The following is a 24,927-nucleotide window of genomic DNA, read 5'->3' as shown; positions in this document are numbered from 1 at the left end:
CCATGGTGCTGATCCCACCTGGGTCCCCTCCCCGAGCCTGAGACGTCATCCGCTTTCCGCTCGCGAGGGTTTAGTTCTGGTGGGCATGAACTCCGGTCGGCTGCGGGAGAGATGGGAGTGGTTCGTCCACTTGTACGGCTCGCCGTCGGGGCGTCTGACGGTCTCCACCGCTAGGCGGAGCTTCTCAGCTGCCCAGTCGATCAGCCGCCTGGCACAACCGGCGTCCGCCCACACCAGGCGGATCGGGTCCTCGTTCTTTCCCCTTATCGACGGTGTGCAGAGTCATCCGGCCACCCGGCGGGTGGTCGGCGTCGAGAGTGGGGACGCTTACAAAGCGGACGCGTCTCGCGGACCAGATCTGGCAGCGAGACGTCGGCATCCCACACTGCCCAGATCTCGACGGACGTCCACAGCGACCGCGAGGTCGCCAGGGAGGCCGACCCCGAACCCCCGGGGCGACTTCGCGGCCGGTCTCCGACCCCACCACTCAATGCTTGCCCTTGCCCAAGGGTTGTCCCGTAAATGATCTACGGCGTGCTGGTGGCCTGCTGGTTTCTGGGTCACCCTGCCAGGACGAGGTTGTGCAGGCGGGCGATGCCGAGCATGGCGTGGTGAACGCCGTCGCCTTTCAGGCGGCAGTCGCGGAGGACGGGCGCGTGCTGTGTGGCGATGGCCTTCCCCCGGCCGTGGCGGTGCGCCGGTTCATCACCGCGTACGCAGAGCGGTGTGTGTGGTGGCGCTCAGTGCGTGGGGGTCAGGGTGCCGCGGAAGGTACGCCGGTAGGCGAGCGGCGAAACGCCAATGGCGGCATGCAGGTGTTCTCGTAGCGATGTGCCGCCGGCAAAGCCGACTTGGCCAGCGATCTCGTCCACCGGCAGGTCGGTGGTTTCCAGGAGGTGTCGTGCGCGGTCGACGCGCTGCCGGATCAGCCAGCGTCCCGGGCTCATGCCCACCTCTTCCGTGAAGCGACGGACGAAGGTCCGCAGGCTCATGTGGGAGTACTCGGCGAGGTCCGTCAGAGTCATGGGCTCGTGGAGGTTCTCCAGGGCCCACTGGCGGGCGGTGGCCGTTCCGGTGGCCGTGGCCTCGGGTACCGGGTGCTGGATGTACTGCGCCTGCCCTCCGTCGCGCCACGGAGGGGCGACGCATATACGGGCCACCTGGTTGGCGACTTCGCTGCCGTGGTCCTTGCGGATGATGTGCAGGCAGACGTCGAGCCCGGACGCGGCGCCCGCTGAGGTCACTATGTCCCCGTCGTCGATGAACAGGGCGTCCGGATCGAGTGCGACCTGAGGGAAGGATGCGCGGAAGAGGTCCGCGACCATCCAGTGGGTGGTGGCCGACCGGCCGTCGAGGAGACCGGCGGCGGCGAGGACGAAGGCGCCGGTGCAGATGGACACGAGGCGGGTGCCGGAAGTTACGGACGCGAGCGCCTGGACCACGGTTTGCGGCACTTTTGGGGGCACGGCGGTGGTGGTGAAGGGTGGGATGACGACGGTGTCGGCGGCGCGCAGCGCCTCCGGTCCGTGCTCGACGGTGATCGAGAAGTCGGAGTTGGTGCGTACCGGGCGGCCGTCGACGCTGCAGGTGAGGACCTCGTAGCGGCCGTCCGCCGCCTCGAAGACTCGGCTGGGAATGCCCAGTTCGAAGGGGTACACACCGTCTACGGCCAGAACGACGACTCGGTGAGTGGATGCCATGGCGTGATCCCGTCGAAAGTTGGCATTCACGCCATGGTATCGGACGGTGACGGCGACACGCTGGACGCATCACGCACAGCGTCACCTTCCCCAGGTCACCGTTGATGGCACCGTTCCCGCCGTCCGCATCGTCAAGGGCATGCAGACCGCCGCCCACGGACAGAACGATGCCGGGCAGGCACCCGATCGTATGGATCACCCTTCGGCGGGGCAGTAGCCCTCCGGCTCGGAACGTGGCCCGCCACTTTGAGCGCGGACCGACGCGATCCCCGACCCGCTGTTCACGTGTGCCGGCACCTTACAGCTCCCCTCCGTACGCACTCGCACAGGAGCAGAGGCCATGGCACACCAAGCGAGAGAGCAACCTGGTGATCCGATCCACCACCGGGACGCGTACGCGAAGGTTGCCGCTGGGGGCAGCATGCCCGGAAGCGGTCCGAACCAGCGGCTGCGACTGGCCGGATCGGCCTGGTTCTTTTTCCCGAGAGCGGCCCAGGCCATGGCAGACATGGGGGGAGGTGACGGCCCCTCCTATAGCCGAGGGCCGTCGTCACTCCCCGGGCCGACGGCCTCCTACAGTGCGGCATTCTGTCCGGCGCCCAGCTCTCACGCCCGACCGACGCCGCGGTGCGCAGGTGATGGACGCCCTGGTTCTCCCTACTCGGTGCCCATCTCGCCTTACCGGCTGACAACGTTCGACTGCGGACCTCCAGGGCCTCACCGGAGTCGACGCTCACCGGCGAGGCAGACTGTCAGACAGTGTGCTCACAGTGCCGGCACCGGGAAAGGCAGGGACGCCTTGGCGCCCGTTACCCGTGTTGGCGCCGGGCTCACGGCCCGCACCACGGCCCGGGTCCGGCCACGGGCGAAGACGAATACACGCAGTACCAGGAAACGTCCGATACCGGCGAGCCCGGCGGCGGTGAGGTAGACGACCTGCTCGTAGAGCACTCCGGCCGAAGGCCGCACGAGGTGCAGGACGAGCACCGCGGTGGAGGTCACCACATAGGCAGCTGTGGCCGACCCCGCGGACTGCCAGTGCTGGCGCCATCCGGCATGCCCTGCCCCGAAGGTGAAGCGTGCGTGGAGCTCTGTGCTGAGGAGAGTCGAGGCGACGGTGATCAGAACATTCGCCACAGCCCAAGGCATCAGTCCGGCCAGCCCGGCCACGGCAGCGCTGGACGCGACCCCGACACCACCACCGAAAAGGACGAACCTGGCGAACGAGGCGAGTGGACCGGGGGCACCCGGGTTCCGTCGCCCCGCGGCCGTTTCGGCGTCCGCCCGTTCCGCACCCCACGCCTCGCCCACTGCCCCTGGCGTCACCTTCGGCAAGACCAGCGCCTTCATGGCAGTCCCTTTCGACTGAGATTACTGCTGGGCCTCTGTGGCCAGAGGCTTCGCAGGCCGCTGCGGCCGTACGCTCGCTGGACTTTCACATTACGACCGTACGACAATAAGCAGGGGGTAGCTGTGCGGACAAGGACCTGACCAGATTTTGGATTATGACCGTACTCACATGTTTGGCGAGGGAGCAGATTCACCACGGCACTCACGCCCGGTGCAACGACCGCTCGGCTACTGCGAGGCCACCGGCTCGGGTGGCCTCGCATCCTGCCCGTGGCTTGCCACCGATGCCCCTCCACGCGCAACCTGCAGCGGCACGGGAACAGGGCTGCCGCCGAACCGGGAAGACTCCGCTACCGACCGCCGCACGCAGCAGCCCCCGGCTGCGGCAGCATGAGCAGACGGACGCCTTCGTCTCGACGACGGCCTGCCACGACGGTCTTCCTCGTCGGACGCCACGTCGCATGAGGGGCCGACGAGGCCGACTTGACCGGGTGAACTGACCCAACGTGAAACGGAGGCCCAGGTGGCGTCGGTCCTGACGGCGCTCCCCTGCGCCTGCGCCTGTCCCCGCTCGCCGCACCTCCGCGGCTTCGGCTCGCCCCTCCCCTCTTCCCAAACCTGCGCCGCCTCGGGAGAAGCCCGCGAGGCCGGAGCAACTCGTCCCGATCCAGGTACGCAGGTACGCGGGATCCGAGTGCGCAGCACTTTGCAGGTGCCGAGGCCCGTAACGCGAGGAAGTTGGCAGGCACGTGCCAGGAGGACATCGCCGACCGGCAACTCGTTCGTGCTGGGCAGCAGGTACTGCGCCGAGGCGCGCAGCACACTTGCGTCGAATCCGTATCCCGCGAACACGAATGTGCCGTAGCTGACCAGGAGCCCGGCGAGATGGGCGAAGATCACCGGCCGTGGGTGAACAACCGCATGTCGACCAGCGACTCTGACACCTGCCGCTCGACCAGCACCCATACGGCGCCCAGGGCGGCGGCACCGGCGAAGCAGCCGATCGTGCTCAGTGAGCCGACCCGGGGTGCCTCTGTATCTGTCAACCGGCTTGCAGCAGTCGTCTCTGGTTGCGCCGTTCGTCAGTGAGCATGACGCGCCAAACGTGGTCGGCCAGGGGACGCTTGAGACAACGCTTGGCTTCCTTGGCGGTCTTGCCTTCAGCGATCTTTCGCTCGTAGTAGGCCCGTCCGGGAGTATCCGACATCCGGATCTGGATCATCGCGATGGTATGCAGTACCGAGTTGAGCTGCCGGTGCCAGCGCGGGAGAGGCGATGGCGGGCCTTATCCGCGCTCGCGATCTCCACCGGTGCAGTCCCGCAGTAGTTCGCGTAGGCGGCTGCCGCGGGGGAACCGGGTGGGTCGCCCTGTGCGGACGATCGCTTCGGCCACGTACTGCTTCTGCTGTACAAGTCGGCGGTTCACTGCTCGGCGTCCAACAGGGCGAGAGCGTTGCTTATCCCCTGATCGAGGAGCTCGTGGGCGAGTTGACTGTCCGTCAAGGCGCGCGAGAGCTGCAGTGTCCCGGCCATCAGGCCGAGGAGGCTGAGCGCCTTCACACGCGCTGAGGACGGGGCGTCGGGCGCCATGCGGGCGGCAATGCCGTCGATGAGGACCAGCACGCCGTCGGTGTATGCCCTCCAACGCCGACCGGAAGGGCCGGTTGACCTTCACCTACTTCGCCCATTCTATGGTATTGCGAACGTAATCCAAAAAATCGACAGCGACGACGGCCGGCCACCTTGTCGCCAGTTGCCCGCCGGCCGCACCGGCCTCCGGATCTCCCCCGGCAACCCCTTCAACGACATCGCCGAGAGCGACACCCACGAGCTGTACCCCGCCCTCGTACGTGCTCTCGCCCCGCTCAACCTCGCCTACCTGCACATCGCCCACGGCGGCGACGACGAACTCCTGCACACCCTCCGCAAGTTGTGGCCGACCACGCTGCTCCTCAACCGCGCCGGCACCGACATACCCACTCGCGTCAAGGACATCGAAAACGGCCTGGCCCACGCCGTCACCGTGGGCTCGATGGCCCTCGCCAATCCCGACCTGGTCGAGCGCGTACGCACCGACGCCCCGCTCAACACCCCCGACCCCGCCACCTTCTACGGCGGCGGCGCAGTGGGCTACACCGACTACGCCACCCTCACCGCCTGAGCAGAACACCCGGGCGCCCGAGGGAAACGTCTCCCCCCGGACGCCCGGGCATGGCTGCGACACACCAGCCTCACAACCGACGAGTCACCGGGGGCAGTGGGCCGCCCGCCGAGCGGACTTCTGTGCACTCCCCGTTGTCCCAGCTGCCCCCGCGTAACCGAGGGCCCTGCCTGCGGAGTCACGCCCGAGGGTCAGGCACCGGGAAGAGCATGCAGCTGCTGGTGGCGTGGGCGAGCAGTCGGTCCTTCTCGTCGACCAACTGCGCCTGGGCAAGGGCGGTTTGGCGTCCCTTGTTGACGACCGTGCCGATGGCGCGTACCGGGCCCGTGTCCACGGTGATCGGTCGCAGGAACTTCACGGTCAGATCGAGCGAGGTGTACGCCATGCCCTGCGGGAGGGTGGAGTGGACAGCGGCGCCCGCCGCCGAGTCGAGCAACGTGGCGAAGATGCCACCGTGCACGCTGCCGATCGGGTTGTAGTGCTCCTCCCCCGGCGTCAGGGAGAAGACCACCCTGCCGGGCTCCACCTCATCCAGAGTGAAGTCGAGGGTGTAGTTGACAGGCGGTCCCGGCAGTCGTCCCGTATGCAGGTCACGCAGGAAGTCGACGCCAGCCATGCGGCCTGCGGCTTCCGCCAGGATCGCGGGATCGTCCCACTGAAACGTACGCGCTCGCCCCACGACCCAGCACCTTTCATCTGACTTTTATAAATGAAGCTAACCGCCCGTGCACTTGACTGTCAATGACGAAGCCAGGCTCTACGATGGCGGGATGGAGTGGCTTGAGGCGAGCACGGAGAACTGCCCCGTCCAGCGCACGCTCGACGTGATCGGGGAGAAATGGACGCTGCTGATCCTGCGTGACGCCGTCAACGGCGTCCGCCGCTTCGACGACTTCCACCGCCACATCGGCCTGTCCGAGGCCGTCCTCAGCGACCGCCTCCGCAAGCTGACCTCGGCCGGCATCCTCAAGACCGTCCCCTACCGGGAGCCCGGCAGCCGCTCCCGCAACGAATACCGCCTGACCCGCAAGGGCTGGGACCTGTGGCCCGTCCTGATGGCGCTGAGCCAGTGGGGCGAGGCATACGCCCTCGGCCCCGAGGGTCCGGTACTGGACGTCCGCCACACCGACTGCGACGCCCCGGTCCGCGTCGTCGTCGAATGCTCCACGGACCACTCCACCCTCACTCCCCGCGAAGTCACCGCCCGGCTGGGCAAAGGGGCCCGCCTCCGGTCGTGAGCCATCGACCTCACGGTCGCGGGCCAGACTGCGGTGAGACATCGGCTGAGTGCCGTGGGCTCAGCACACGGTCGGCTTCGTCGCGCCGGCCGAACAAAGCCCGATGGGCGCTCCGGTCGCAGGGCTTAGCGCCTTCGCCGTCCCCGCCATCGCCAGCGCGCCGACCGCACCGATGAGCGGTTTTACGGTGAGCGTCAGACCTGTGAGGTTCCCCCGAGACGCGGGGATGGGTGACAGAGGGGCAGATGGGTCTCATGAGAGGAGCCCCACTGGCCTCGGCATCCCCGGCGAGGCTGTACTCGCGGATCATAGGGATGTCTCCGCCGGCCGAGTTCCTGATGTCGGCATGGATCAAGTCGCAGACGCGGTCGTGCTCGTAGCAGATGACGTCCCGCAGTTGCTCGCCGGTCGGCGGGTCGCGGTCATGCCAGCGGTTTGGTCCTCGCCGCACGAGAATGCAGTGCACGGTGGCTGGCGCGACCTGGACGCCATGCAGCCGCTTGAGGTCGACAGCAGAGCGAGCGGGCCCGTGCATGGTCTGCCGCCGCAGCGCTTCTACCAGGTTCGCGATGTTCTCTGGGCTGGGGCTGCTGGCCGGCCGGGAGGAGTGATCCAGCGGACCGACTTCGTCGTGCGCTTGCCGGCGGGCGTACCACTTCGCCAGGCGGCGGTGGGATATCCCGGCCACAGCGTCGACGTGCGCGATCGGACGCCCAGCGTCCCCACGTTCTCATAATCGGCGACGCCCTTCCGGCGTCAGCGAGGAATGGGGATGCCCCGCCATATCAGCCCGTCCTGGTTCCAGATGCGAGCACTCATCCGTTTCAGCATGCACCTGGGCACGGACAATGACCCCGGACCGAGGGCGCGCGACGTCAACGTGCATCGTGATCATTCCCAGGCGCGAGCCGATCGATCCGCACGCTGATCCCCGGTCCGCGGCTGTCAGGGAGTCATCCGGTTGAATTTGCGCACGAGCTTGTCGAAGGTCCGGGCGGGGACGATGCGGCGCAGCACTTTGAGGCGTGGGGCAAGCGAGCCGGCGGGATAGCTCAGTTTCGGCTTCCGGTCCGTCGCTGCCGCGACGACCACCTTGGCGATGACGGCGGGATCGTCGCCGCCCCTCAGCTGCTCCTGCGTCACCTCGTCGTAGATGGCCCGTTGGCGGGCGTATACCGGTACAGGGGTGTCGGCCTCCACCGAATTCGTGTCGAACGGAGTGTTGAGGGGGCCGGGCTGGACGCGCAGGACCCGAACGCCATGCTCGCGGATCTCGTGGTCCAGGGACTCGGTATAGCCCTCGACCGCATGCTTGGTCGCGATGTAGACGGACATGAAGGGGTTGCCGACGAACCCGCCCAAGGAGGAGATGTTGATGACGCGTCCGCGGCCCCGGCCGCGCATGTGCGGCAGGACGGCCCTGGTCATGCGCATGAGGCCGAAGACGTTCACATCGAACACGCGCTGCGCCTGGGCGACGGAGATTTCCTCGGCGGCGCCGTCGATGCCGAGCCCGGCGTTGTTGACCAGGACGTCGATCCGCCCGAACCGCTCGATCACCTGCTGGACGACGCTGCTCACCGAGTCGTCGCTGGTCACGTCGAGGGCGAGGAACGTCACACCGCCGCTGGAAGTGCCCTCCGGCGTCTTGCGGCTCGTCCCGACCACGTCGAACCCCGCCTCGGCGAGTGCGTGCGCTGTCGCCTTGCCGAGACCCGAGGACGCGCCCGTCACGAGTGCCACCGGCCGATTTGATGTCATGACTACCTCCCGAAGCTTTTATATTACGATCATACTGCCATGGAGGTCTGCTCGGGACACCCTGATCGCGATCGCCGACATCCCCGCACCTGCTTCAGCCGTGCACACCCCTGACCGCTGCGCACTCGCACCCACGGCCGTCGACCCCGTACACGTCCCGCGCCGCACCCCGCCGCCCACGAGGAGAACCGAGGGAAGCGATCCGGACGCCGTGCAAAATCGGTCGTCGCTGAACTTGCGCCCGCAGGCCGTGCAGACGGGCGGCCGGGCTTCGTGTGCCGCGGCTTCCTGTTCTTCGCGGCGCCATGCCCTTCCCTGGCGGCCTGACGGCGGTGGGCGAGAGGGGCGTCCCGGCGGGGGTTGCCGATCGCGTCCGGCAGCCGCTTGCGGTGGTCGTGGCCGACGCCAGAACGAGGGCCCGGCCTGGCCCTGCTCCCGCAGCAGCTCCAGCTCGGACAGCACCTCGCCTACAAGGCCCGCCGGGCCGGGGTGCCGTTCCTGGAAATGGATCCGGCTTACACCTCGCAGCGCTGCCCGCGACGCGGGCACACCGAGCGGGCCAACCGGCCCACCCGGGATCGCTTCTGTAGTCGGTGCAGCCTCGTTGGGTCCGCCGATGTCGTCGCCGGGGTCAACGTGCGCAACCGTGCATGCTCGGCGTGGGTGTTCGTCACCACACCTGTCCCCGCACCAGCCCGAACAGGCCGGACCGTGGGGAGCAGCGACCCGTGACCGTCCCGTCGCAGGGGGTAGACGGGAGCGCGACAAGGTCGTGAACGGCCGAGTCCACAAGCTCGGCCGTTCACCGCTGAGAAGGTGACAAGTGGCCCACCTGGGAGACGCAACCTCAGTGACACTGCTTACGAAGCGCCAACCGAAGCAGTCGGCCGAGCCGCCCCGGGCTCCGGCCGGGGCGAGGCCCCAGGTCCGCACCTGTCCGCCGAGCAAGTCGACGCCCGGCAGAGGTGGGTGGGACATGGTCGTGGGTGGGACATGGTCGACCCCTCTACGCCTTCCCTGCCCCCTCCACAGTCAGCACGATCTTGCCGGTGGTACGGCCGGTCTCCCCCAAGGCGTGAGCCCTGGCGGCCTCGGCGAGCGGGAAGGTGGCCTCGATGTGGACGCGCAGGGCGCCGGTCTCGACGAGGTCGGCGATGGCTTGCATGCCTGCGCGGTCGGCCTCGACGAGGAGACTCTCGAAGCGGACACCCCGCTCGGCGAAGTCGGCCATCTCGTCGGGGCCGACCGGTGCCACCGGAAGGATCGAGACGAGGGTGCCGCCCGGGCGCAGGACGGCGAGGGAGCGGGCGCGGGCGGCGGTGTCCAAGGAGACCGAGTCGAGGACCACGTCGACGTCCTTGACGGCCTCGGTGAAGTCGACCGTGTGGTAGTCGATGGCCTCGTCCACTCCCAGGGAACGCAGGAAGTCGTGCTTGGCGGCACTGGCCGTCCCGATGACGTACGCGCCGCGGGACTTGGCGATCTGGACGGCGAGATGGCCGACGCCGCCGGCGGCCGCGTGGATGAAGACGCGCTGCCCGGACTGGACATCGGCGGTGTCGACGAGTGCCTGGTAGGCGGTCAGGGCCGCGAGCGGGAGCGCGCCGGCCTGCACGTGGTCTATACCGGAGGGCTTGTGGACGAAGGCGCGGGCCGGCCCGGTCACGTACTCGGCGTGGGAGCCGACCCCGTGGGGGTAGGGCAGCATGCCGAAGACCTCGTCGCCCGGCTTGAACAGGGTGACACCGATGCCGACGGCCTCGACGACTCCGGAGACGTCCCAGCCCAGGATCAGGGGCAGGCCGGTGGCGGTCATGGGCTGGGCGCGGTTCCACCAGTCGGTCGGGTTGACGCCGGCCGCGCGGACGGCGATCAGGATCTCACTCAGCCCCGGCTCGGGCCTGGGAAGTTCGACTTCCTTGAGCACCTCGGGGGAACCGTGGGTGTCCTGGCGGATGGCGCGCATGGTGGCGGTACTGGAATTCGTCATGCGTCCAGCGTCGCGGCCCGTCACTCCTAGACGCCATGGCATGAATGACAACTTTCGACGGGATCACGCCATGGCGCCAGGACGGAGGCAGGCGATCTACGAGTCACCGCCTGACGAGGCGGCGGCGCCTCAGGTGTGTTCTCAGTGCCCAGCAGGGCCTTCGCCGCTCAACGCGGTCACGGCCCAGCTGGTCATGGTCGGCGACTCCCCATACTGCTGCCAGGTCGCAGGCACCGGTGACCGCGAGGCAGGCGGAGGGTCCACGTACCGTGGCTCAGCTCTACAACGTCTGTGGTGCGGCCCGCTCCCGGCCGTAGCTCAACCGGTCGTCCGGCAAGCCTGCTCGTGCGAACTCGCCTCGTGGGACGACACGACGTTCGGGTGCCGCCCGGGTCCCGGCGCGCCCCGTCCAGGCACTCGGCCACGGTCGGTCGGGGGCACACCTGGATCCGGAGACACACGGCTTCCCGGCCATCCACGATCGCTGCCACCCTCGCCCGACGGCAGGGAGGAGTCAGTCAGGGTTGTGAGGTGATCAGTGGAAGCGCGTTGAACACGTGGTCCTGCCAGAGGCGGCGCGAGGCATCCGCCGGGTAGGTGGTGGTCATCGGCTTGGTGTCGAGGATGTGCGTCGGGCGGTGCTCGGTGTCGTAGGCGGGCCAGCCCGGATCGCCGGTGGCCGCGAAGGAGGTCCAGGCCGTGCGGACCAGACCGGACAGGGCATCGGCCTCGTCGAGGTGCGCGGGGCCGATCAGTTCTCCGCCGAGGCCGCCGAACGTACCGAACACGAGCGGGATGTCCAGCGCGTGGCAGGCGCCCAGGGCACCGCCGCTCGCCGGTGCGGCCCAGGTGAGTTCGTAGAGGTGGACCCGGCCGCCTCCCGCCACCTGGGCTTCCGCGAGGTGCAGTGAGGGCATGCGAAACAGCCAGTCGGACTGGACGAGCTCGAAGAGGCGCTCCGCCGGAGCATCGGGGAAGGCGGTGCGGTAGGCGGGCCCGGGGTCCGCGCCCGGCCCGAACGTATGCAGCGCTGCGCCCGCCATTTCCTCGCCGACCTGGCCGAGGAGCCCGCCCAGTGCCATGAACAGCCGGTACTCGTCCCGGGTGTGCCCGACGATCAGCTTCACCTGGCGTGCGGCGCCGTCGGCGAGCGCCTGCCACGGTGCGGTTGGCAGGACCTCTCCGTCGACCACGGGGGAGTAGGCCGTCAGCGTGTGGGCGATCGGTCCCCAGCGGTCCGCGTACTGACTCATCCGGGCGCCGAGGGCGGCCCCCGCCCCTGGGAGTTTGTGCGGATCCACCGCCGAGAGGTCGCTCACCGTGGGCCGCAGCCCGAGCTCGCCCGCCAGGGCGGTGGCGATGTCGGTGGCCAGCTCGTCGGAGAAGAAGGTGCCGCACACGCTCTGTGCGATGGCACGCCGGAACAGGCCTCGCGCGCTCGGCATCGCCAGCAGAGCGGCGACGGACCCGGCGCCGGCTGATTCGCCGAACACGGTGACCTGACCGGGGTCGCCGCCGAAGGCGGTGATGTTCTCCCGCACCCATGTCAGGGCCGCGACCTGGTCGAGCAGTCCGCGGTTCGCCGGCGCCCCCTCGATGCGGGCGAACCCCTCCATGCCGACTCGGTGGTTGAAGGTCACCACGACGAGATTCCCGTCACGGGCCAGCCGGCTGGGATCGTAGGCGGGGTCGTCGACGGAACCGAACTTGTAGGCCCCGCCGTAGATCCACACCATCACCGGGCGCTTCGTCGCCGGGTCCGGATCCGGTGTCCAGACATTGACGGTGAGCCAGTCCTCTCCTCCGGGCGTGGGAGCGGGTATGGCGGGGCTCAACGGCTCCTGCGGTGGCGGGGGACCGAACACGAACGTCTCGCGCGTGCCCTCCCATCGGCGCACCGGCCGCGGTGCGGCGAAACGCAAGCTCCCCACCGGGGGTTCGGCGAACGGGATGCCCCGGAAGACCGCGAGACCGTCCTCGTGGCGGCCGCGCACGACGCCCCCCACGGTGGCGATGTCGGGAATCGGTTCTGTGGTCACGACACTCCTCATTGAGCTCTACCGACGCCATGTGGTCGCTGTACGAAAACCAGGCGTCGGCTGCGTGGTTCTTCGGGGTCCCGGACGGCCGCGCGGGTTTGATCGTGGAGCCGGGGCGACGACGAGATCCTCGTCCGGACGGACCGGCGGGCGGACAGGCGGGCGGGCGGACAGGCGGAAAGGCCGCGCATCATTCTCAGGATCGTGCGGTCCGAACGCGCGGGGGCTGCCTGTCCGCGACGGGCGGGCACCTCAGGCGAGCGAGGTCCACACGCTCTTGACCTCCGTGTACGCGTCGATGGCTCCGCTGCCCATCTCCCGGCCCCAGCCGCTGGCCTTGAACCCGCCCCAGGGGGCGGAGGCGTCCACGGGGTTGGGCATGTTGATGAACACCGTGCCCGCCCGGATGGAGCCCGCCACGCGGTGCGCCGCGCCCACGTCGCGGGTCCATACGGCCGCCGCCAGGCCGTACTCGGTGTCGTTGGCGCGGGCGACGGCCTCGTCCTCGTCGTCGTACGGCAGGATGGACAGCACCGGGCCGAAGATCTCCTCGCGGGCGATGCGCATGTCGTCCCGTACACCCGTGAACACGGTCGGCTGGTAGAAGAAGCCCGGCAGGTCGTCGACGGGGGCCCCGCCGGCGAGCAGCTGGGCGCCTTCCTGGAGCCCGCTGCGCACCAGTGCGTGGACGTGGTCACGGTGTTCGCCGGTGACCAGGGGGCCGAGTTCGGTGTCGGGTGCGTTGCCCGGGCCGAGACGCATCCCGCTGACGGCCTTGGCGCAGCGTTCGGCGAACTCGTCGGCGAGGGAGCGGTGGACGAGGAACCTTGTGTAGGCGGCGCACACCTGGCCGCTGTTGAGGAGCGCGCCCTGAAGACAGCCCGTCACAGCCGCGTCCAGGTCGGCGCCGGGCAGTACGAGGCTCGGTGCCTTGCCGCCGAGTTCGAGCGAGACACGCTTGAGGTTGCCCGCGGAAGCCCGGACGATGTCCCTGCCGGTCTCGGTCGAACCGGTGAAGGAGACCTTGTCCACGCCGGGGTGTTCGACGAGTGCGCGGCCGGCCTCGGGACCACCGGTCAGCAGGTTGATGGCGCCGTCCGGCACACCGGCGGCCCGGCACAACTCGACGAGCCGCACCGTGGTCATCGGGGTCTGTTCCGCGGGTTTGACGATCACGGTGTTCCCGCAGGCGAGGGCCGGTGCGATCTTCCAACTCGCGATCATGAGCGGGAAGTTCCACGGGGTGATCAGCGCGCACACTCCCACCGGCTCGCGCTTGGTGTACTGCAGCACGCCGGGGATGGACAGCGGCGCCGTCTCGCCGTAGATCTTGGTGACCCAGCCGGCGTAGTGGCGGAAGTGCTCGGCAGCCGCGGCGACGCTGACCGCTGTGGAGACGCCGAGCGGCTGGCCCTGGTCGCGCGTCTCCAACTCGGCCAGTTCCTCGGCGTGTTCCTCGATGAGGTCGCCGACGCGCCACAGGATCCGGGCGCGGGCGGCCGGGGTGAGTCCCGCCCACTCCGGGCTCTCGAAGGCGGCGCGGGCGGCCCGTACGGCCGCGTCGGCGTCCACGGCCCCAGCCAGGGACACCTGGGCGTGGGGCTGCCCCGTCGCCGGGTCCAGGGTCTCGAACTCCGCTCCGGAGGCCGCGGCTTGCCACTCGCCACCGATGAAAAGGGTATTGGTCACAGCTGTGCTCCCAGGATGAAGTCGGCGCAGCGCTCGCCGATCATGACGGCAGGTGCGTGGGTGTTGCCGGAGGTGACGGAGGGCATGACGGAGGCGTCCGCGACGCGCAGCCCGGCCACGCCGTGGACGCGCAGCTGCGGATCGACGACCGCCATCCGGTCGATGCCCATACGGCAGGTGCCCACCTGGTGGTGATAGCTGAGGAGGGTCCGCTTGATGTACGCGGCCACCTCCGCGTCCGTACGCACATACGGTCCGGGTGCGACCTCGCGGGCCCGCCAGTCGCCCAGCGACTTCTCCTCGCCGATCTCCCGCACCTGCTGGACGGCCCGCACCATGGCCGCGAGGTCCGACGGCTCGGAGAAGTAGGCAGGGTCCAGGGCAGGAGCCTGGGTGGGGTCGGCCGAGCGCAGCCACAGGCGGCCCCGGCTGAGCGGACGGATCGTCCCGGCGAGGACCGAGAAGCCGTGGCCTTCTTCCGGCACGTTCAGGTCGGGCACCGGCAGTGGCAGGTGAGACATCAGCGGCTGCAGGTCCGGCACGGACAGCGCCGGGTCGGACTTGGCGAAGTAGTGGGCCTCCAGTTTGTTGGCCGTGCCCTGTGGCACCGGCCGGGCCGACTCCCACACCACCGGAGCGAGGGTGTGGTCGTGCAGGTTCGCGCCCACTCCCGGCAGATCAGCGGTCACCCCGATCCCGAGTGTCCGCAGCTCGTCCGCCGGCCCGACACCGCTGCGCAGGAGCAGCTGGGCCGATCCGATGGTGCCGCCGGACAGGATCACGTCCGCTTCGCAGCGGATCTCCGTCGTACGGCCTTCGCGCAGCAGCTCGACGCCCCGCGCCCGGCCGTCGGCCACCAGGACACGCGTGACCGCCGTGCCGGTCATCACGGTCAGCAACTCACTGTCGAGCACCGGCTCCACGAAGGCGGTCCACGCGCTGACGCGCCTGCCGTCGCGGATGTTGCGGTGCAGCAGGTTCACGCCGAGCTGGTCCTGGCCGTTGCAGTCGTCGTTGTACGCGATCCCGTAGTCCTGGCAGGCCTCCACGAAGGCGGTGGTCACCGGGTTCGGGGAGTGGTTCCGGCTGACGGGCAGGGGACCGCCGGCCCCGTGGTAGTACGACGCGCCGTCCTCGAAGTCCTCCGAGCGTTTGAAGTACGGCAGCACCTCGTCGTACGACCAACCGGTCGCTCCCTGGTAGGCCCAGCTGTCGTAGTCGGCCCGGTTGCCGCGGACGTAGATCATGCCGTTCAGGGCGCTGGAGCCACCGAGGACCTTGCCGCGCGGCCAGAACACCTGGGTTCCGGAGGCGTGCCGTTGGCGTTCGGTGGTGTACGCGTGGTCCTGCGGGGAGTTCCACAGCTCCCACAGGCGCCCGGGGTCGTGGATGGCCGGGTTGTCGTCCCGGTCGCCCACCTCGATCAGCAGAACGGTCCGGCCGGCGTCCACGAGTCTGCGGGTGAGGGCACAGCCGCCGGAGCCGGCGCCCACCACGATGTGGTCGTAAACGGTGTGTGTTGCTCGCATGACGGGAGGGTCACAGGCCAACGGGCCGCCCGCTTGTACCGTCGTGCACGGGCTGTTGCGGAGGCGGGCACGAAGGGCTGTGCACGGGCGGACGGACCGGCCCTGTGGCCGGGCGCCACGGTGCCCGTGCAGGCCTATGGGCGATCTGGCAGCTGGGGTGGGTGACCGGGCTGGACCGCGCGGGTGAACGGCTGGTCCGAGGCAGCACGCGACGGGCCAGGACCACCTCGGTGGTCCTGGCCCGTCGCGGGAGTCGCAGACAGGGGCGGGTCAGGACACGGCGGCTTCGCTCGTGGTTCGCTCCGCAGCGCCGGCGCGGACCGCCGCCGCGTTCTTCCTGCGCAGGACGGCGGGAGCCGTCTCCTTCAGCCCGAGCGCGAGCAGGACGACCAGCCCGGCACCCGCCGCTGAGATGTACATGGCCGTCTCAAGCCCCCAGTTGTCGGAGGCCCACCCGGCGATCACCGGAGCGAGGAAACCGCCGGCCAGCTCCCCGATACCCATGACCAAGCCCAGGGCGGTCGCCAGCGCGCCACGGGGGACGGTCTCCGCGGGGATGGTCGCCATGAACAGGGTGAAGCAGCCGAGACCCGTGTACGTGAGCACGACCACTGCGCCGAGCACCAGAGGACTGCTCACATACACCACGGCCAGGGGGCAGAGCGCGGCCATCACCGTGAAGACGATCAGCGTGTTCTTGCGGCCGAACCGGTCCGAGATCCCCGGTGTGACGAAGCCCCACACGACCCACGCCACCCCGAGGCAGGTCACGACGCCGCTCATCGTCGCGGGTGAGAAGCCCTTGACCGAGGTCATGTAGACGGGCGCGAACGTGATGATGACGAAGAACCAGGTCATGTACGCGCAGGCGATCAGCACGCAGAGGATGATGTTGCGCTGCCGGAGGATGCTGCCGATGCTCGGCTTGGCCACGGCATCCACGGATTCCGCCGCGGGCTCCGTCATCGCACGGCCACCCGGCGGTTCCTCCCGTACCGACCGCCAGATCCACAGGGCGATCAGCAGCCCCGGGACGATGGTGATGACGAACGCCAGTCGCCAGCTGTACTGCGTGGCGATCCACACCACCGCGAGCGGGCAGAGGATGCCGCCCAGCAGTCCGGCCGATGAGCCCTGTAGCAGACCCATGTTCAGGCCGCGCCGGTGCTCCTGGGATGCCTCCACCATCAGAGACTGCGACACCGGCAGTACGGCACCTTCCGCGAAACCCATCAGCGCTCGGGCCGCCAGCAGTGCGCCGAATCCGGCGACCAGTCCGCTCGACGCCGAGAAGCAGGAGAACAGCACCACCGCGATGATGATCACGGGCTTGCGACGGCCGAGCCGGTCGGACAGGCGACCGGAGATCATTCCGGACAGGGCCCAGGTCAGCGCGAGGACTCCGGAGAGCGTGCCCAGGGCGGTGTTCGAGAGGGGGATGTCCTTGCTGATGAAGGGGACGAGGAAGAGAAGTGCCTGCCGGTCGAAGAAGACGAGGCCGAAGCCCAGGAAAAGGATGACGAGCAGCTTGTTCTCGTAGCGGCGGGCGTCGGGGCCGGGGCCACCGAGCGGAGGGGGCGCAGCGGATCGCTTGCTCAGCATGAATGCCTCATTCGTCGGACGAGCGGGAGCCGGAGAGGCAGGAAGGGAGAGTGCCGTGGGGAGAAGAGACAGCACGGGGCTGCCGATCAGCGCAGTGATGCTCTTCGGCCCTGGGGAGGTCGGGACGTCAGCCCGTGCTTGTGTCTGTGGACGTTCCTGCGTAAGCCGCGCACTGGCGCCCGCGAGGCGGGCATGTGAGGAGTGTGCGGCTCTCTCTCACGACCGGAGGGTGCACCTCGGCGGCCCACTCCGGCTTGCGTGATCGTGCACCGACTCTTGCAGGGGCGGGCACTATCAGCAGATCCGCCGTGTTCGGGACGTACTACGACAGGCAGCGAAGGGCAGCGAAACCGCGTGACCGCCGCTCAGCACTCGCTAAGCACCCAGCGCCGTGCGCCCGGCCCCGCGTGCCTCCGACGGGCTCATGCCGTAGGCGCTCTTGAAGGCGTGGCTGAAGTGGGCGGGGTCGGGAAAGCCCCAGCGGCTTCCGACGGTGGCGACGGGCATATGGGCGAGCGCGGGGTCCGCGAGGTCGCGCAGACACTCGGCGAGGCGGCGCTCCCGGAGCCAGCCCGAGACCGTGTATCCCCGCTCGGCCAGCAGCTTGTAGAGGAAGCGGCGCGAGATGTGGTGGGCGGCCGCGATCCGGTCGGGTCCGAGCCCCGGGTCGGAGAGCCGCTGCTCCATGTACGTGAGGATCCGCCGGGCCAGCAGCTCCCGCCCGTCGTCCTGCAGCGTCGCGTGCACGGCGCACCGCTCCGAGAGCATCGCGCCGACCAGGTCGACCACGCTGTCCGCGAGCCGCGGCGTGCCGAGAGCGTCCAGTTGCCGCACCTGCCCGGCCAGTCCGCGCAGGAACGGGTGCACCACGGGCCCCAGTCCGTCACTGCACGACACAGTGGTGGCGATCATGCGGGTCAGGTCGCGCTCGGGCAACCGGAGCATGACCCGCGGGAACATCAGCACGAGTGTGCGGTACCGCTGGTCGAAGTCGAGTGTGTACGGATGCCGGGTGTCGTAGACGGCCAGCTCGCCCGGCTTGAGCAGGGCCTGGCGGTCCGCCTGGGTCAGCATGCACTGCCCGGCCAGCTGAAGACTCACCTTGACGAAATCGGCCGGGTCGGAGGCAATGTGCCTACGGGTGTGGGCGACGCCGTGCGGATCCGCGGCCACGACAGACACCTGCACCGCGCCGAGCTGGGCGGTGTGCAGGGAGGCGCGGAAGTCGGGAACCTCGCGCGGCAGCGCTTCCAGCGGCACGAAACTCTGGCCGACCACGTCCCGCCAGAACTCGAAGCGTCCTGCGGAGGTGTCGTCCGACGGAGTCGTCATCGAGTGCATGGGTCTCCTCTGAAGGCCCTTCGGCAAGCCGGCAGGTAGGCGTGCCGCCGGATACTAACCGTCGTATCCGGTTTTTATGAAGTGTGATGAATAGGGTGTATGAGAAGGTCCCGTGTCTGTCGAGGGCGCGGTGAGGGGGCTCGGAAGGGCGCGAAGCACCTCCAAGTCCCCCACCGCCCGGAGTATCAGCCGAGGCCGTCCGCACCCACCTGAACCGCGGACTCGTCGAGGACGGTGTCGGTCACGGGCCGCGGGCGTCCGTCCAGGTCGAGGACGGGGACGGCCTCCTTGTACCAGGACTCGATGACGGCGTTGCCCCAGAAGTCGCGGCGGCGGTCGTCGCGCACGTTCCAGCGGTACGTCTCGTGGTCCGGGTCGCCGGTGTAGTAGTCGGAGGTGTAGATCTCCACGCGGTGGCCGTCGGGGTCCCTCAGGTAGAGGTAGAAGGCGTTGGAGACGCCGTGCCGGCCGGGGCCTCGTTCGATGTGGTGCTCCTTGTGCAGGGAGCCGAAGATGTCGGCCGCGCGCAGTACCTGGTGGGACTCGTGGGTGGCCACCCCGACGTGGTGCAGGCGCGGCCCGGCACCCCCCGTGAAGGCGACGTCATGGACGGTCTGCTTGCGGTACATCCAGGCCGCGTACAGCTCGTGCTCGTCGCCCTCGATCGTTTCCGAGCAGCCGAAGCCGAGGGACTGGTAGTGGGCGTAGGCGGCCGGGATGTCGGGAGTGCAGATGTTGAAGTGGTCCAGGCGGGCGATCTCGGCGCCGTGGCGGATGTCGTAGCGCTGGATGAGGCGCTCGGCGCGGGCGATCTCGTAAAAGAACTCCACGGGGAAGCCGAGCGGGTCGATGACGCGGACCGCGTCGCCGATACCGTGCGTTCCCTCGCCCTTCTTCAACCGCTTGACCGGGCAGCCGAGTCCGGCGAAGAACTTCTCCGCCTTGTCGACGTCCTCGGGGGTGCGGACGCGATAGGAGATGTGGTCGAGGGCCGCGATGTCGCCCTTGCGCAGCACCAGGGAGTGGTGGGTGAGTTCGTCCGTGCCGCGCAGGTACAGCGACTCGGTGTCCTCGTACTGGATGTGGAAGCCGAGCATGTCGACCCAGAACCAGCGGGCGGCGCCGAGGTCGGTGACGGCGAGCTGGGCGTAGGCGGACCGGACGACGTCGGGGGCGTTCGAGGCGGTCATGAGGTGGCTCCGAAGCGGGGGGTGTGCACCTCGGCGAGGGCGACGTGGACGATCTTCGATTCGGTGTAGAAGTCGATGCTGTGGGCGCCGCCCTCGCGGCCGACACCGGAGGCCTTGACCCCGCCGAAGGGAGTGCGCAGGTCACGGACGTTGTGGGAGTTGATCCAGACCATGCCGGACTCGACGGCGTGCGCGATGCGGTGGCCGCGCTTGAGGTCCGAGGTCCAGACGTAGGCGGCCAGACCGAACTGCGTGGCGTTCGCGAGTTCCACGGCCTCGGTCTCGTCGTCGAAGGGGGCGACGGCCACGACCGGGCCGAAGATCTCCTCCTGGAAGATACGGGCGTCGCGTTCGACGTCGGCGAAGACGGTGGGCTGGAGGTAGTTGCCGTCGGCGAGGTGGTCGGGGCGGCTGCCACCGGCGACCAGGCGGCCCTCCTTCCTGCCGATCTCCACGTAGTTCAGGACGCGCTCGTAGTGTTCGGGGTGGACCAGTGCGCCGACCTCTGTGGCCGGGTCGGACGGGAGCCCGACGCGTACGTTGGCGGCCCGCTCCGCCAGTCGCCGGGTGAACTCCTCGTACAGCGGGCGCTCGACGAGGACGCGTGAACCGGCCGTGCAGCGCTCCCCGTTGAGGGAGAACACGCCGAACACCACCGAGTCCAGCGCGGCTTCCAGGTCCGCGTCGGCGAAGACGACGACCGGGGACTTGCCGCCCAGCTCCATCGACACCGTCTTCAGGTGCTCGGCGGAGGACCGGATGATGTGCCGACCGGTGTCGGAGGAGCCGGTGAAGGAGATCAGCGGCACGTCCGGGTGGTCGACCAGGGCCTGGCCGGCCTCCTCGCCGATGCCGTGCACGATGTTCACCACCCCGGCGGGCACGCCTGCCTCGTCGAAGATCTCCGGCCACAGCGACGCGGACAGCGGGGTCCACTCGGCCGGCTTGAGGATCAGCGTGCAGCCGGACGCCAGCGCGGGTGCCAGCTTCCAGCTCTCCAGCATGAACGGGGTGTTCCACGGCGTGATCAGCCCGGCGACCCCCACCGGTGTGCGCACCACATAGCTGAACTGGTCGTCGCCCTGCCGGAACGCCTCCTCACCGAGGGCCACGATGACATCCGCGAAGTAGCGGAAGTTCTCGGCGGCCCGCCGCGCCTGGCCACGGGCCTGCGTGATCGGCAGCCCGGAGTCGTACGACTCGAAGGCGGCGAGCCGGTCATGACGGGCCTCGACGGCGTCGGCGATCCGGTACAGGACACCCGCGCGTGCCCGGTTGGACAGCCCGGCCCACTCCGGGAACGCGACCCGGGCAGCCGTCACCGCCCGGTCCACGTCGGCCGCGGAGCCACGCGCGGCCTGTGCGTAGGCCGTGTTGGAGACCGGGTCGGCGACATCGAACGTGCGGCTGTCGGCCGCGTCCACCAGTTCGCCGCCGATCCAGTGCCGGATCACGGAGGGAAGGTGCTCAGGAGTGGTGCTCACTGCGCGGCTCCGATCTGCTGGGTGAGGTCGCCGCCCTCGGCGAGCAGCGCCCGGATCTTCGACAGGCCCGCGTCGGTGGGAGAGGTGAGCGGCGGGCGGACATGGGGCGACGCGATACGTCCCTGCTGGTGCAGCACCCACTTCGCCGGCGCCGGGTTCGTCTCGACGAACAGGAGGTCGACGAGCGGGTGCAGGCGGTAGTGGAGATCGCGGGCACCGTCGAAGTCGCCCGCCTCCCACAGCTCGTACATCCGAGCCACCGCACCGGGAGCGAGATTCGCCACGGCTGAGACGAACCCCGCACCGCCGAGCGCGAGCAGCGGCAGACAGAGCAGCTCGATGCCCGACCACACGAGCAGTGAGCGCCCGCAGGCGTGCAGCACGCGCGAGAAGTGCTCGAAGTCCTTGGTGGTCTCCTTGACGCCCACGAAGTTCTCGAAGTCGGTGAACAGCCGCTTCACCGTCTCGGGCGCGATGTCGACGGCCGTGCGCGAGGGCACGTTGTAGGCGACGATCGGCAGATCCGGGAACTCCCGTGCGACGGTCGCGTACCACTGGTACAGCGCCTCCTGCGTGGGGCGCGCGTAGTACGGCGTGATGACCAGCGCCGCGTCCGCGCCCAACTCCTTTGCCGCCGCAGTGAGTTCGAGGGTCTCGTCGAGCTTGTGGGATCCGGTCCCGGGCAGGAACGGGACGCGGTCGCCGATCTCCTCGACCGCCGTCCGCATCCCCGCGATCCGCTCGCCGACGCTCTGCGCGCTGGGCTCGCCGGTGGAGCCGCCCAGCGAGATGCCGTGCGAACCGGACTCCAACTGGAAGCGGATCAGCGCGCGCAGGCTGTCGTGGTCGACGGCTCCGTCCGAGGTGAAGGGGGTGATGGCGGGAGCGATGGAGCCGCAGATGGCGGACGGGTCGCTGCGGAATTTCATGAGTGCTCTCCTTGCGTACTGTGCTGCTTGCGCCACCGCTCGTACATCTCGTGCCAGTCGGGACCGAGGGGATACAGGCCGTCGATGCCGTGCCCGGCGCGCACCTGCTCGGTGATGAAGTGCTCCCGCTGTTCCTGCTCCCGGCAGTCGGTGATCAGGTCCTCGGCCAGCTCGGGCGGCACGACGACCACGCCGTCCGCGTCTCCCACCAGCAGGTCGCCGGGCTGCACGAGGGCTCCGCCGCAGGCGATCGGCACTCCCGTGTCCCACGGCACATGGCGGCGGCCGAGGACGGAGGGGTGGGCTCCGCCGTGGTAGACGGGCAGCCCCAGTTCGGTGACGGCGACGCTGTCGCGCAGACCTCCGTCGGTGACCACCCCGGCCGCGCCGCGCTGCTGGGCGCGCAGGGCGAGGATGTCGCCGAGCGTGCCGGCGGAGGTGTCCCGGCGGGCGTCCATGACCAGCACATGACCGGGTCGCAGCTGCTCGATGGCCCGCTTCTGGGCGTTCATGCCGTTGCCGTACCGCTTGAACAGGTCCTCGCGCAGCGGAAGGTAGCGCAGCGTGTGGGCGACGCCGACCATCTTCGTGTCCGGCTGTGTGGGACGTACCCCGTCGATGGACATGTGCGGCAGTCCGCGCCCCCGCAACTGGGCGCTGAGGGTGGCGACCGCGACCGAACGCAGGCCGTCCTCGATGCGTTCGTCGAGCAGTGGCTCGGGGGTGAACGCGGCTCCGTGGGCGGCCTCGCGTTCGGCCGCGTCCGTCCTCGGCATCGCTCCGTACGTCTCCAGGGCGGGCCCGGAGGCGATGGGGTTGCGCAGCCGCCCGGTGGACTGCCCGCTGCCGGTGACCTCGACCTCCACCGTGTCGCCGGGGGAGACGACGGACGCGCCGGCCGGAGTGCCCGTCAGGATCACGTCCCCGGGCTCCAGCGTGACCAGTCTCGACAGATCGGCGACGAGCTGTCCGAAGGGGAAGAGGAGCGTGTCGGTGGTGCCGTCCTGCACGAGTTCGCCGTTGACCCAGGTACGCAACTGGAGTGCGTCCGGGTCGAGTTGGCGGGCATCGAGCAGCCGCGGCCCGATCGGGGTGAAGCCGTCCGCGCCCTTGGAGCGGAGGTTGGAGCCGCGGTCGGCATACCGCAGGTCGTAGACCCCGGCGTCGTTCGCGGCGGTCACCCACCGCACGTGGGACCAGCCGTCCTCCGGCCGCACCCGCTGGGCCCGGCTGCCGACGACCAGGGCGATCTCGCCTTCGAACCCGAGAAGTTCACACCCCTCCGGGCGGACGATGGCCTCCTGGGTGCCCGCCAGCGACGAGGGGGGCTTGAGGAAGTAGGAGGGCTGGGCCGGGATCCGGCCGCGCTCCTTGGCCCGGCTGGGGTAGTTGAGATGGACAGCGATGATCTTCGACGGGGGGTTCCCCAGGGGGTGCGTCATCAGGAGCGCTCCAGGCTGTGCTGATCCAAGAAGGCCTGGACCTTCGCCTTGTACGGCTCGCGGTCGTAGCTCTTCACGTACGCGCCGGCCATGCGGACGGGGTCGCCGAAGAAGTAGTACTCGTACAGGGCCTGGCGGCTGGAGAAGGCGGAGATGCAGGTGTCCCAGACGAGACGGAACAGCTTCACGCGCTCGGCGCCGGTGAGGGTGGCCGACTGGAGGTAGGCCTCGATGTCGGCGGCCGCCGGGCCGGTGATGTCGAGTTCGGTCGGGGTGGCCATCAGGCCGGAGGCGCCGAGCTTGCGCAGGATCTGCGGGAAGCGCTGGTAGAGCTTGGGATAGAGGTTGCGGGCGGCGTTGAGGGGGGCCCAGGCCGGGGTCAGCACCCCGTACTCGTTGACCTCGGCGTCGGCTTCTGCCGCGCGCAGGAAGGCGCGCAGCGTCTCCAGGGTGGTGATGATCTCGGCGATGTCCTCCTGGACGTGCTGGAACTGCTCGATGCCGATGGCCTCCGTGAGCAGGGTCACCAGTCCGAGGATGTACTCGGTCTTGGCGGTGGTGCGGGTGACGACCTGGTGGGTCATGTGCACCACGGAGGCGGTCTGGGAGTAGAAGCCGTTGCACAGCTCGGCGTCACCGAGGGCGAAGCAGCGCTCGAAGGGCACGTGCACGTCGTCGAAGACGACCACGCAGTCCGATTCCTCGAAGCGGGAGGCGAGGGGGTGGTCGTGGCGCGGGCGGTCGTAGTCGAGGGGCTCGCGGGCGATGTAGCGCAGGCCGGGGGTGTCGTTGGGGATGGCGAAGGCGTACGAGTACGGCTTGTCCTCGGGGGTGCCGCGGAGCACGGTCGAGGGGAAGACGAGCATCTCGTCGGCGAAGGGGGCGATGGTGGCGAGCATGCGCGCCCCGCGGATCACCACGCCGTTGTCGTCCTCCTTCACGATGCGTGCCGCGAGCTTGCCGCCCGCCTGCTGGGTACCCGCCACCGCCCGGTTGACCTGCGGCGGGATCAGCGTGTGCGTGCACAGCAGATCCTCTTCGCGGGCCTTCTCGTAGTAGCGGCGGATGTTCTCGCCGAAGGCGGGGTTGGCCTGGGCGAACCAGTCGGCGGCAGAGGCGAGCGCCATCAGGGAGCTGTTCATGTAGTCGCCGGTGCGGCCGAGCATGCCGTTGCTGTGGTCGGCCCACACCTTGAACGCCTTACGGCGCTTGACCAAATCGTCCGATGTGCGCGGAGTGAGGAAGGACGTGCCGACCGGCTCACCGGAGGTGGGGGACGCGTACGTGAGGACGTCCTTGTGTTCGTCGCTGTGCTGGAGGTCGTACAGCTCGGCGTAGGTCCGCACCACGTTGCGGAAAGCGGGGTGCTCCTGGATTCCTCCGGTGAGCGTCTCGCCCTGGATGTGCACGGTGGGGCGGGACTGGGACAGGCGCTCGAGGAATTCCTTGCCGGTGCGTGCGGCCATGGTCGTTCTCCTGGGG

22 protein-coding genes and 1 pseudogene are annotated in these 24,927 nt (G+C 69.3%); 3 read left to right on the top strand and 20 right to left on the bottom strand.

The window, feature by feature from the left end:
• Nucleotides 1-560: 560 nt before the first annotated feature.
• From JIX56_RS46760 to JIX56_RS46735, 7 genes and pseudogenes are all read right to left on the bottom strand, one after another.
• Nucleotides 561-650: pseudogene (locus tag JIX56_RS46760) on the bottom strand (IS5/IS1182 family transposase); the annotation flags it as partial.
• 90 nt (nucleotides 651-740) lie between these two features.
• The gene (locus tag JIX56_RS46755) at nucleotides 741-1,700 is read right to left on the bottom strand and encodes a GlxA family transcriptional regulator (protein ID WP_257550466.1); all 960 of its coding nucleotides are present in this window, start codon (nucleotides 1,698-1,700) and stop codon (nucleotides 741-743) included.
• Nucleotides 1,701-2,465: 765 nt separating this feature from the next.
• Entirely contained in the window at nucleotides 2,466-3,011 is a 546-nt protein-coding gene (locus tag JIX56_RS46750; protein ID WP_443032095.1) for a hypothetical protein, read from the bottom strand.
• Between the two features lie 935 nt (nucleotides 3,012-3,946).
• Nucleotides 3,947-4,096 (bottom strand): hypothetical protein, encoded by a 150-nt coding sequence (locus tag JIX56_RS46745; protein WP_257550462.1) that lies wholly within the window; start codon nucleotides 4,094-4,096, stop codon nucleotides 3,947-3,949.
• Nucleotides 4,093-4,272, bottom strand: a complete 180-nt coding sequence (locus JIX56_RS46740) for a hypothetical protein (RefSeq protein ID WP_257550460.1) — start codon at nucleotides 4,270-4,272, stop codon at nucleotides 4,093-4,095. Before JIX56_RS46740 ends, JIX56_RS46745 begins: the two co-directional genes overlap by 4 nt.
• Nucleotides 4,269-4,463 carry a transposase gene (locus JIX56_RS48280; protein ID WP_443032008.1) on the bottom strand — a complete coding sequence of 65 codons (195 nt, stop codon included), beginning with the start codon at nucleotides 4,461-4,463 and terminating at the stop codon, nucleotides 4,269-4,271. The genes JIX56_RS46740 and JIX56_RS48280 overlap by 4 nt, the downstream gene beginning before the upstream one ends.
• Before the next feature lie 9 nt (nucleotides 4,464-4,472).
• Nucleotides 4,473-4,673 carry a hypothetical protein gene (locus JIX56_RS46735; RefSeq protein ID WP_257550458.1) on the bottom strand — a complete coding sequence of 67 codons (201 nt, stop codon included), beginning with the start codon at nucleotides 4,671-4,673 and terminating at the stop codon, nucleotides 4,473-4,475.
• A gap of 130 nt (nucleotides 4,674-4,803) precedes the next feature.
• On the opposite strand from JIX56_RS46735, the gene JIX56_RS47775 reads away from it, so the two are divergent.
• A complete protein-coding gene (locus JIX56_RS47775) occupies nucleotides 4,804-5,211 on the top strand; it encodes a hypothetical protein (RefSeq protein WP_306819927.1) in 408 nt (135 codons plus the stop codon).
• Nucleotides 5,212-5,389: 178 nt separating this feature from the next.
• Here JIX56_RS47775 and JIX56_RS46725 read toward each other — a convergent pair whose 3' ends face one another.
• On the bottom strand, nucleotides 5,390-5,890 hold the full coding sequence (locus JIX56_RS46725; protein ID WP_257550457.1) for a PaaI family thioesterase: 501 nt from the start codon (nucleotides 5,888-5,890) through the stop codon (nucleotides 5,390-5,392).
• Between the two features lie 91 nt (nucleotides 5,891-5,981).
• On the opposite strand from JIX56_RS46725, the gene JIX56_RS46720 reads away from it, so the two are divergent.
• Nucleotides 5,982-6,449 (top strand): winged helix-turn-helix transcriptional regulator, encoded by a 468-nt coding sequence (locus tag JIX56_RS46720; protein WP_257550456.1) that lies wholly within the window; start codon nucleotides 5,982-5,984, stop codon nucleotides 6,447-6,449.
• A gap of 945 nt (nucleotides 6,450-7,394) precedes the next feature.
• On the opposite strand, the gene JIX56_RS46715 is transcribed toward JIX56_RS46720, so the two are convergent.
• Nucleotides 7,395-8,210 (bottom strand): oxidoreductase, encoded by an 816-nt coding sequence (locus tag JIX56_RS46715; RefSeq protein ID WP_257550455.1) that lies wholly within the window; start codon nucleotides 8,208-8,210, stop codon nucleotides 7,395-7,397.
• Between the two features lie 360 nt (nucleotides 8,211-8,570).
• Between JIX56_RS46715 and JIX56_RS46710 the strand changes: the two genes are divergently transcribed.
• Nucleotides 8,571-8,942 carry a zinc ribbon domain-containing protein gene (locus tag JIX56_RS46710; RefSeq protein WP_306819926.1) on the top strand — a complete coding sequence of 124 codons (372 nt, stop codon included), beginning with the start codon at nucleotides 8,571-8,573 and terminating at the stop codon, nucleotides 8,940-8,942.
• Between the two features lie 274 nt (nucleotides 8,943-9,216).
• Here JIX56_RS46710 and JIX56_RS46705 read toward each other — a convergent pair whose 3' ends face one another.
• The 11 genes from JIX56_RS46705 to hpaB all read right to left on the bottom strand — a co-directional run bounded on the left by JIX56_RS46705 (nucleotide 9,217) and on the right by hpaB (nucleotide 24,911).
• Nucleotides 9,217-10,176, bottom strand: a complete 960-nt coding sequence (locus JIX56_RS46705; RefSeq protein ID WP_257551520.1) for an NADP-dependent oxidoreductase — start codon at nucleotides 10,174-10,176, stop codon at nucleotides 9,217-9,219.
• Nucleotides 10,177-10,718: 542 nt separating this feature from the next.
• Nucleotides 10,719-12,239, bottom strand: coding sequence for a carboxylesterase/lipase family protein (locus tag JIX56_RS46700; RefSeq protein WP_257550454.1), 1,521 nt, complete (start codon nucleotides 12,237-12,239; stop codon nucleotides 10,719-10,721).
• A 252-nt stretch (nucleotides 12,240-12,491) separates the two neighbouring features.
• A complete protein-coding gene (locus JIX56_RS46695) occupies nucleotides 12,492-13,928 on the bottom strand; it encodes an aldehyde dehydrogenase family protein (RefSeq protein ID WP_257550453.1) in 1,437 nt (478 codons plus the stop codon).
• A complete protein-coding gene (locus tag JIX56_RS46690) occupies nucleotides 13,925-15,457 on the bottom strand; it encodes a GMC family oxidoreductase (RefSeq protein ID WP_257550451.1) in 1,533 nt (510 codons plus the stop codon). The genes JIX56_RS46695 and JIX56_RS46690 overlap by 4 nt, the downstream gene beginning before the upstream one ends.
• 270 nt (nucleotides 15,458-15,727) lie before the next feature.
• Complete coding sequence (locus JIX56_RS46685; RefSeq protein WP_257550449.1) at nucleotides 15,728-17,059, bottom strand: MFS transporter; 1,332 nt, start codon at nucleotides 17,057-17,059, stop codon at nucleotides 15,728-15,730.
• 375 nt (nucleotides 17,060-17,434) lie between these two features.
• A complete protein-coding gene (locus JIX56_RS46680) occupies nucleotides 17,435-18,391 on the bottom strand; it encodes a helix-turn-helix domain-containing protein (protein ID WP_257550447.1) in 957 nt (318 codons plus the stop codon).
• A 194-nt stretch (nucleotides 18,392-18,585) separates the two neighbouring features.
• Nucleotides 18,586-19,590: a 3,4-dihydroxyphenylacetate 2,3-dioxygenase gene (gene hpaD, locus JIX56_RS46675; RefSeq protein WP_257550446.1), complete on the bottom strand. Its 1,005-nt coding sequence runs from the start codon at nucleotides 19,588-19,590 to the stop codon at nucleotides 18,586-18,588.
• The gene (gene hpaE, locus JIX56_RS46670; RefSeq protein ID WP_257550444.1) at nucleotides 19,587-21,074 is read right to left on the bottom strand and encodes a 5-carboxymethyl-2-hydroxymuconate semialdehyde dehydrogenase; all 1,488 of its coding nucleotides are present in this window, start codon (nucleotides 21,072-21,074) and stop codon (nucleotides 19,587-19,589) included. The genes hpaD and hpaE overlap by 4 nt, the downstream gene beginning before the upstream one ends.
• On the bottom strand, nucleotides 21,071-22,003 hold the full coding sequence (dapA, locus tag JIX56_RS46665) for a 4-hydroxy-tetrahydrodipicolinate synthase (protein WP_257550442.1): 933 nt from the start codon (nucleotides 22,001-22,003) through the stop codon (nucleotides 21,071-21,073). Before dapA ends, hpaE begins: the two co-directional genes overlap by 4 nt.
• Entirely contained in the window at nucleotides 22,000-23,445 is a 1,446-nt protein-coding gene (locus JIX56_RS46660) for a fumarylacetoacetate hydrolase family protein (RefSeq protein ID WP_257550440.1), read from the bottom strand. Before JIX56_RS46660 ends, dapA begins: the two co-directional genes overlap by 4 nt.
• Entirely contained in the window at nucleotides 23,445-24,911 is a 1,467-nt protein-coding gene (gene hpaB, locus JIX56_RS46655; RefSeq protein WP_257550439.1) for a 4-hydroxyphenylacetate 3-monooxygenase, oxygenase component, read from the bottom strand. Before hpaB ends, JIX56_RS46660 begins: the two co-directional genes overlap by 1 nt.
• Nucleotides 24,912-24,927 lie beyond the last annotated feature (16 nt).

The sequence above is a fragment of the Streptomyces sp. CA-210063 genome (genome assembly GCF_024612015.1).
Lineage (GTDB): Bacteria > Actinomycetota > Actinomycetes > Streptomycetales > Streptomycetaceae > Streptomyces.
This window is presented reverse-complemented; position numbering and strand designations above follow the sequence as displayed.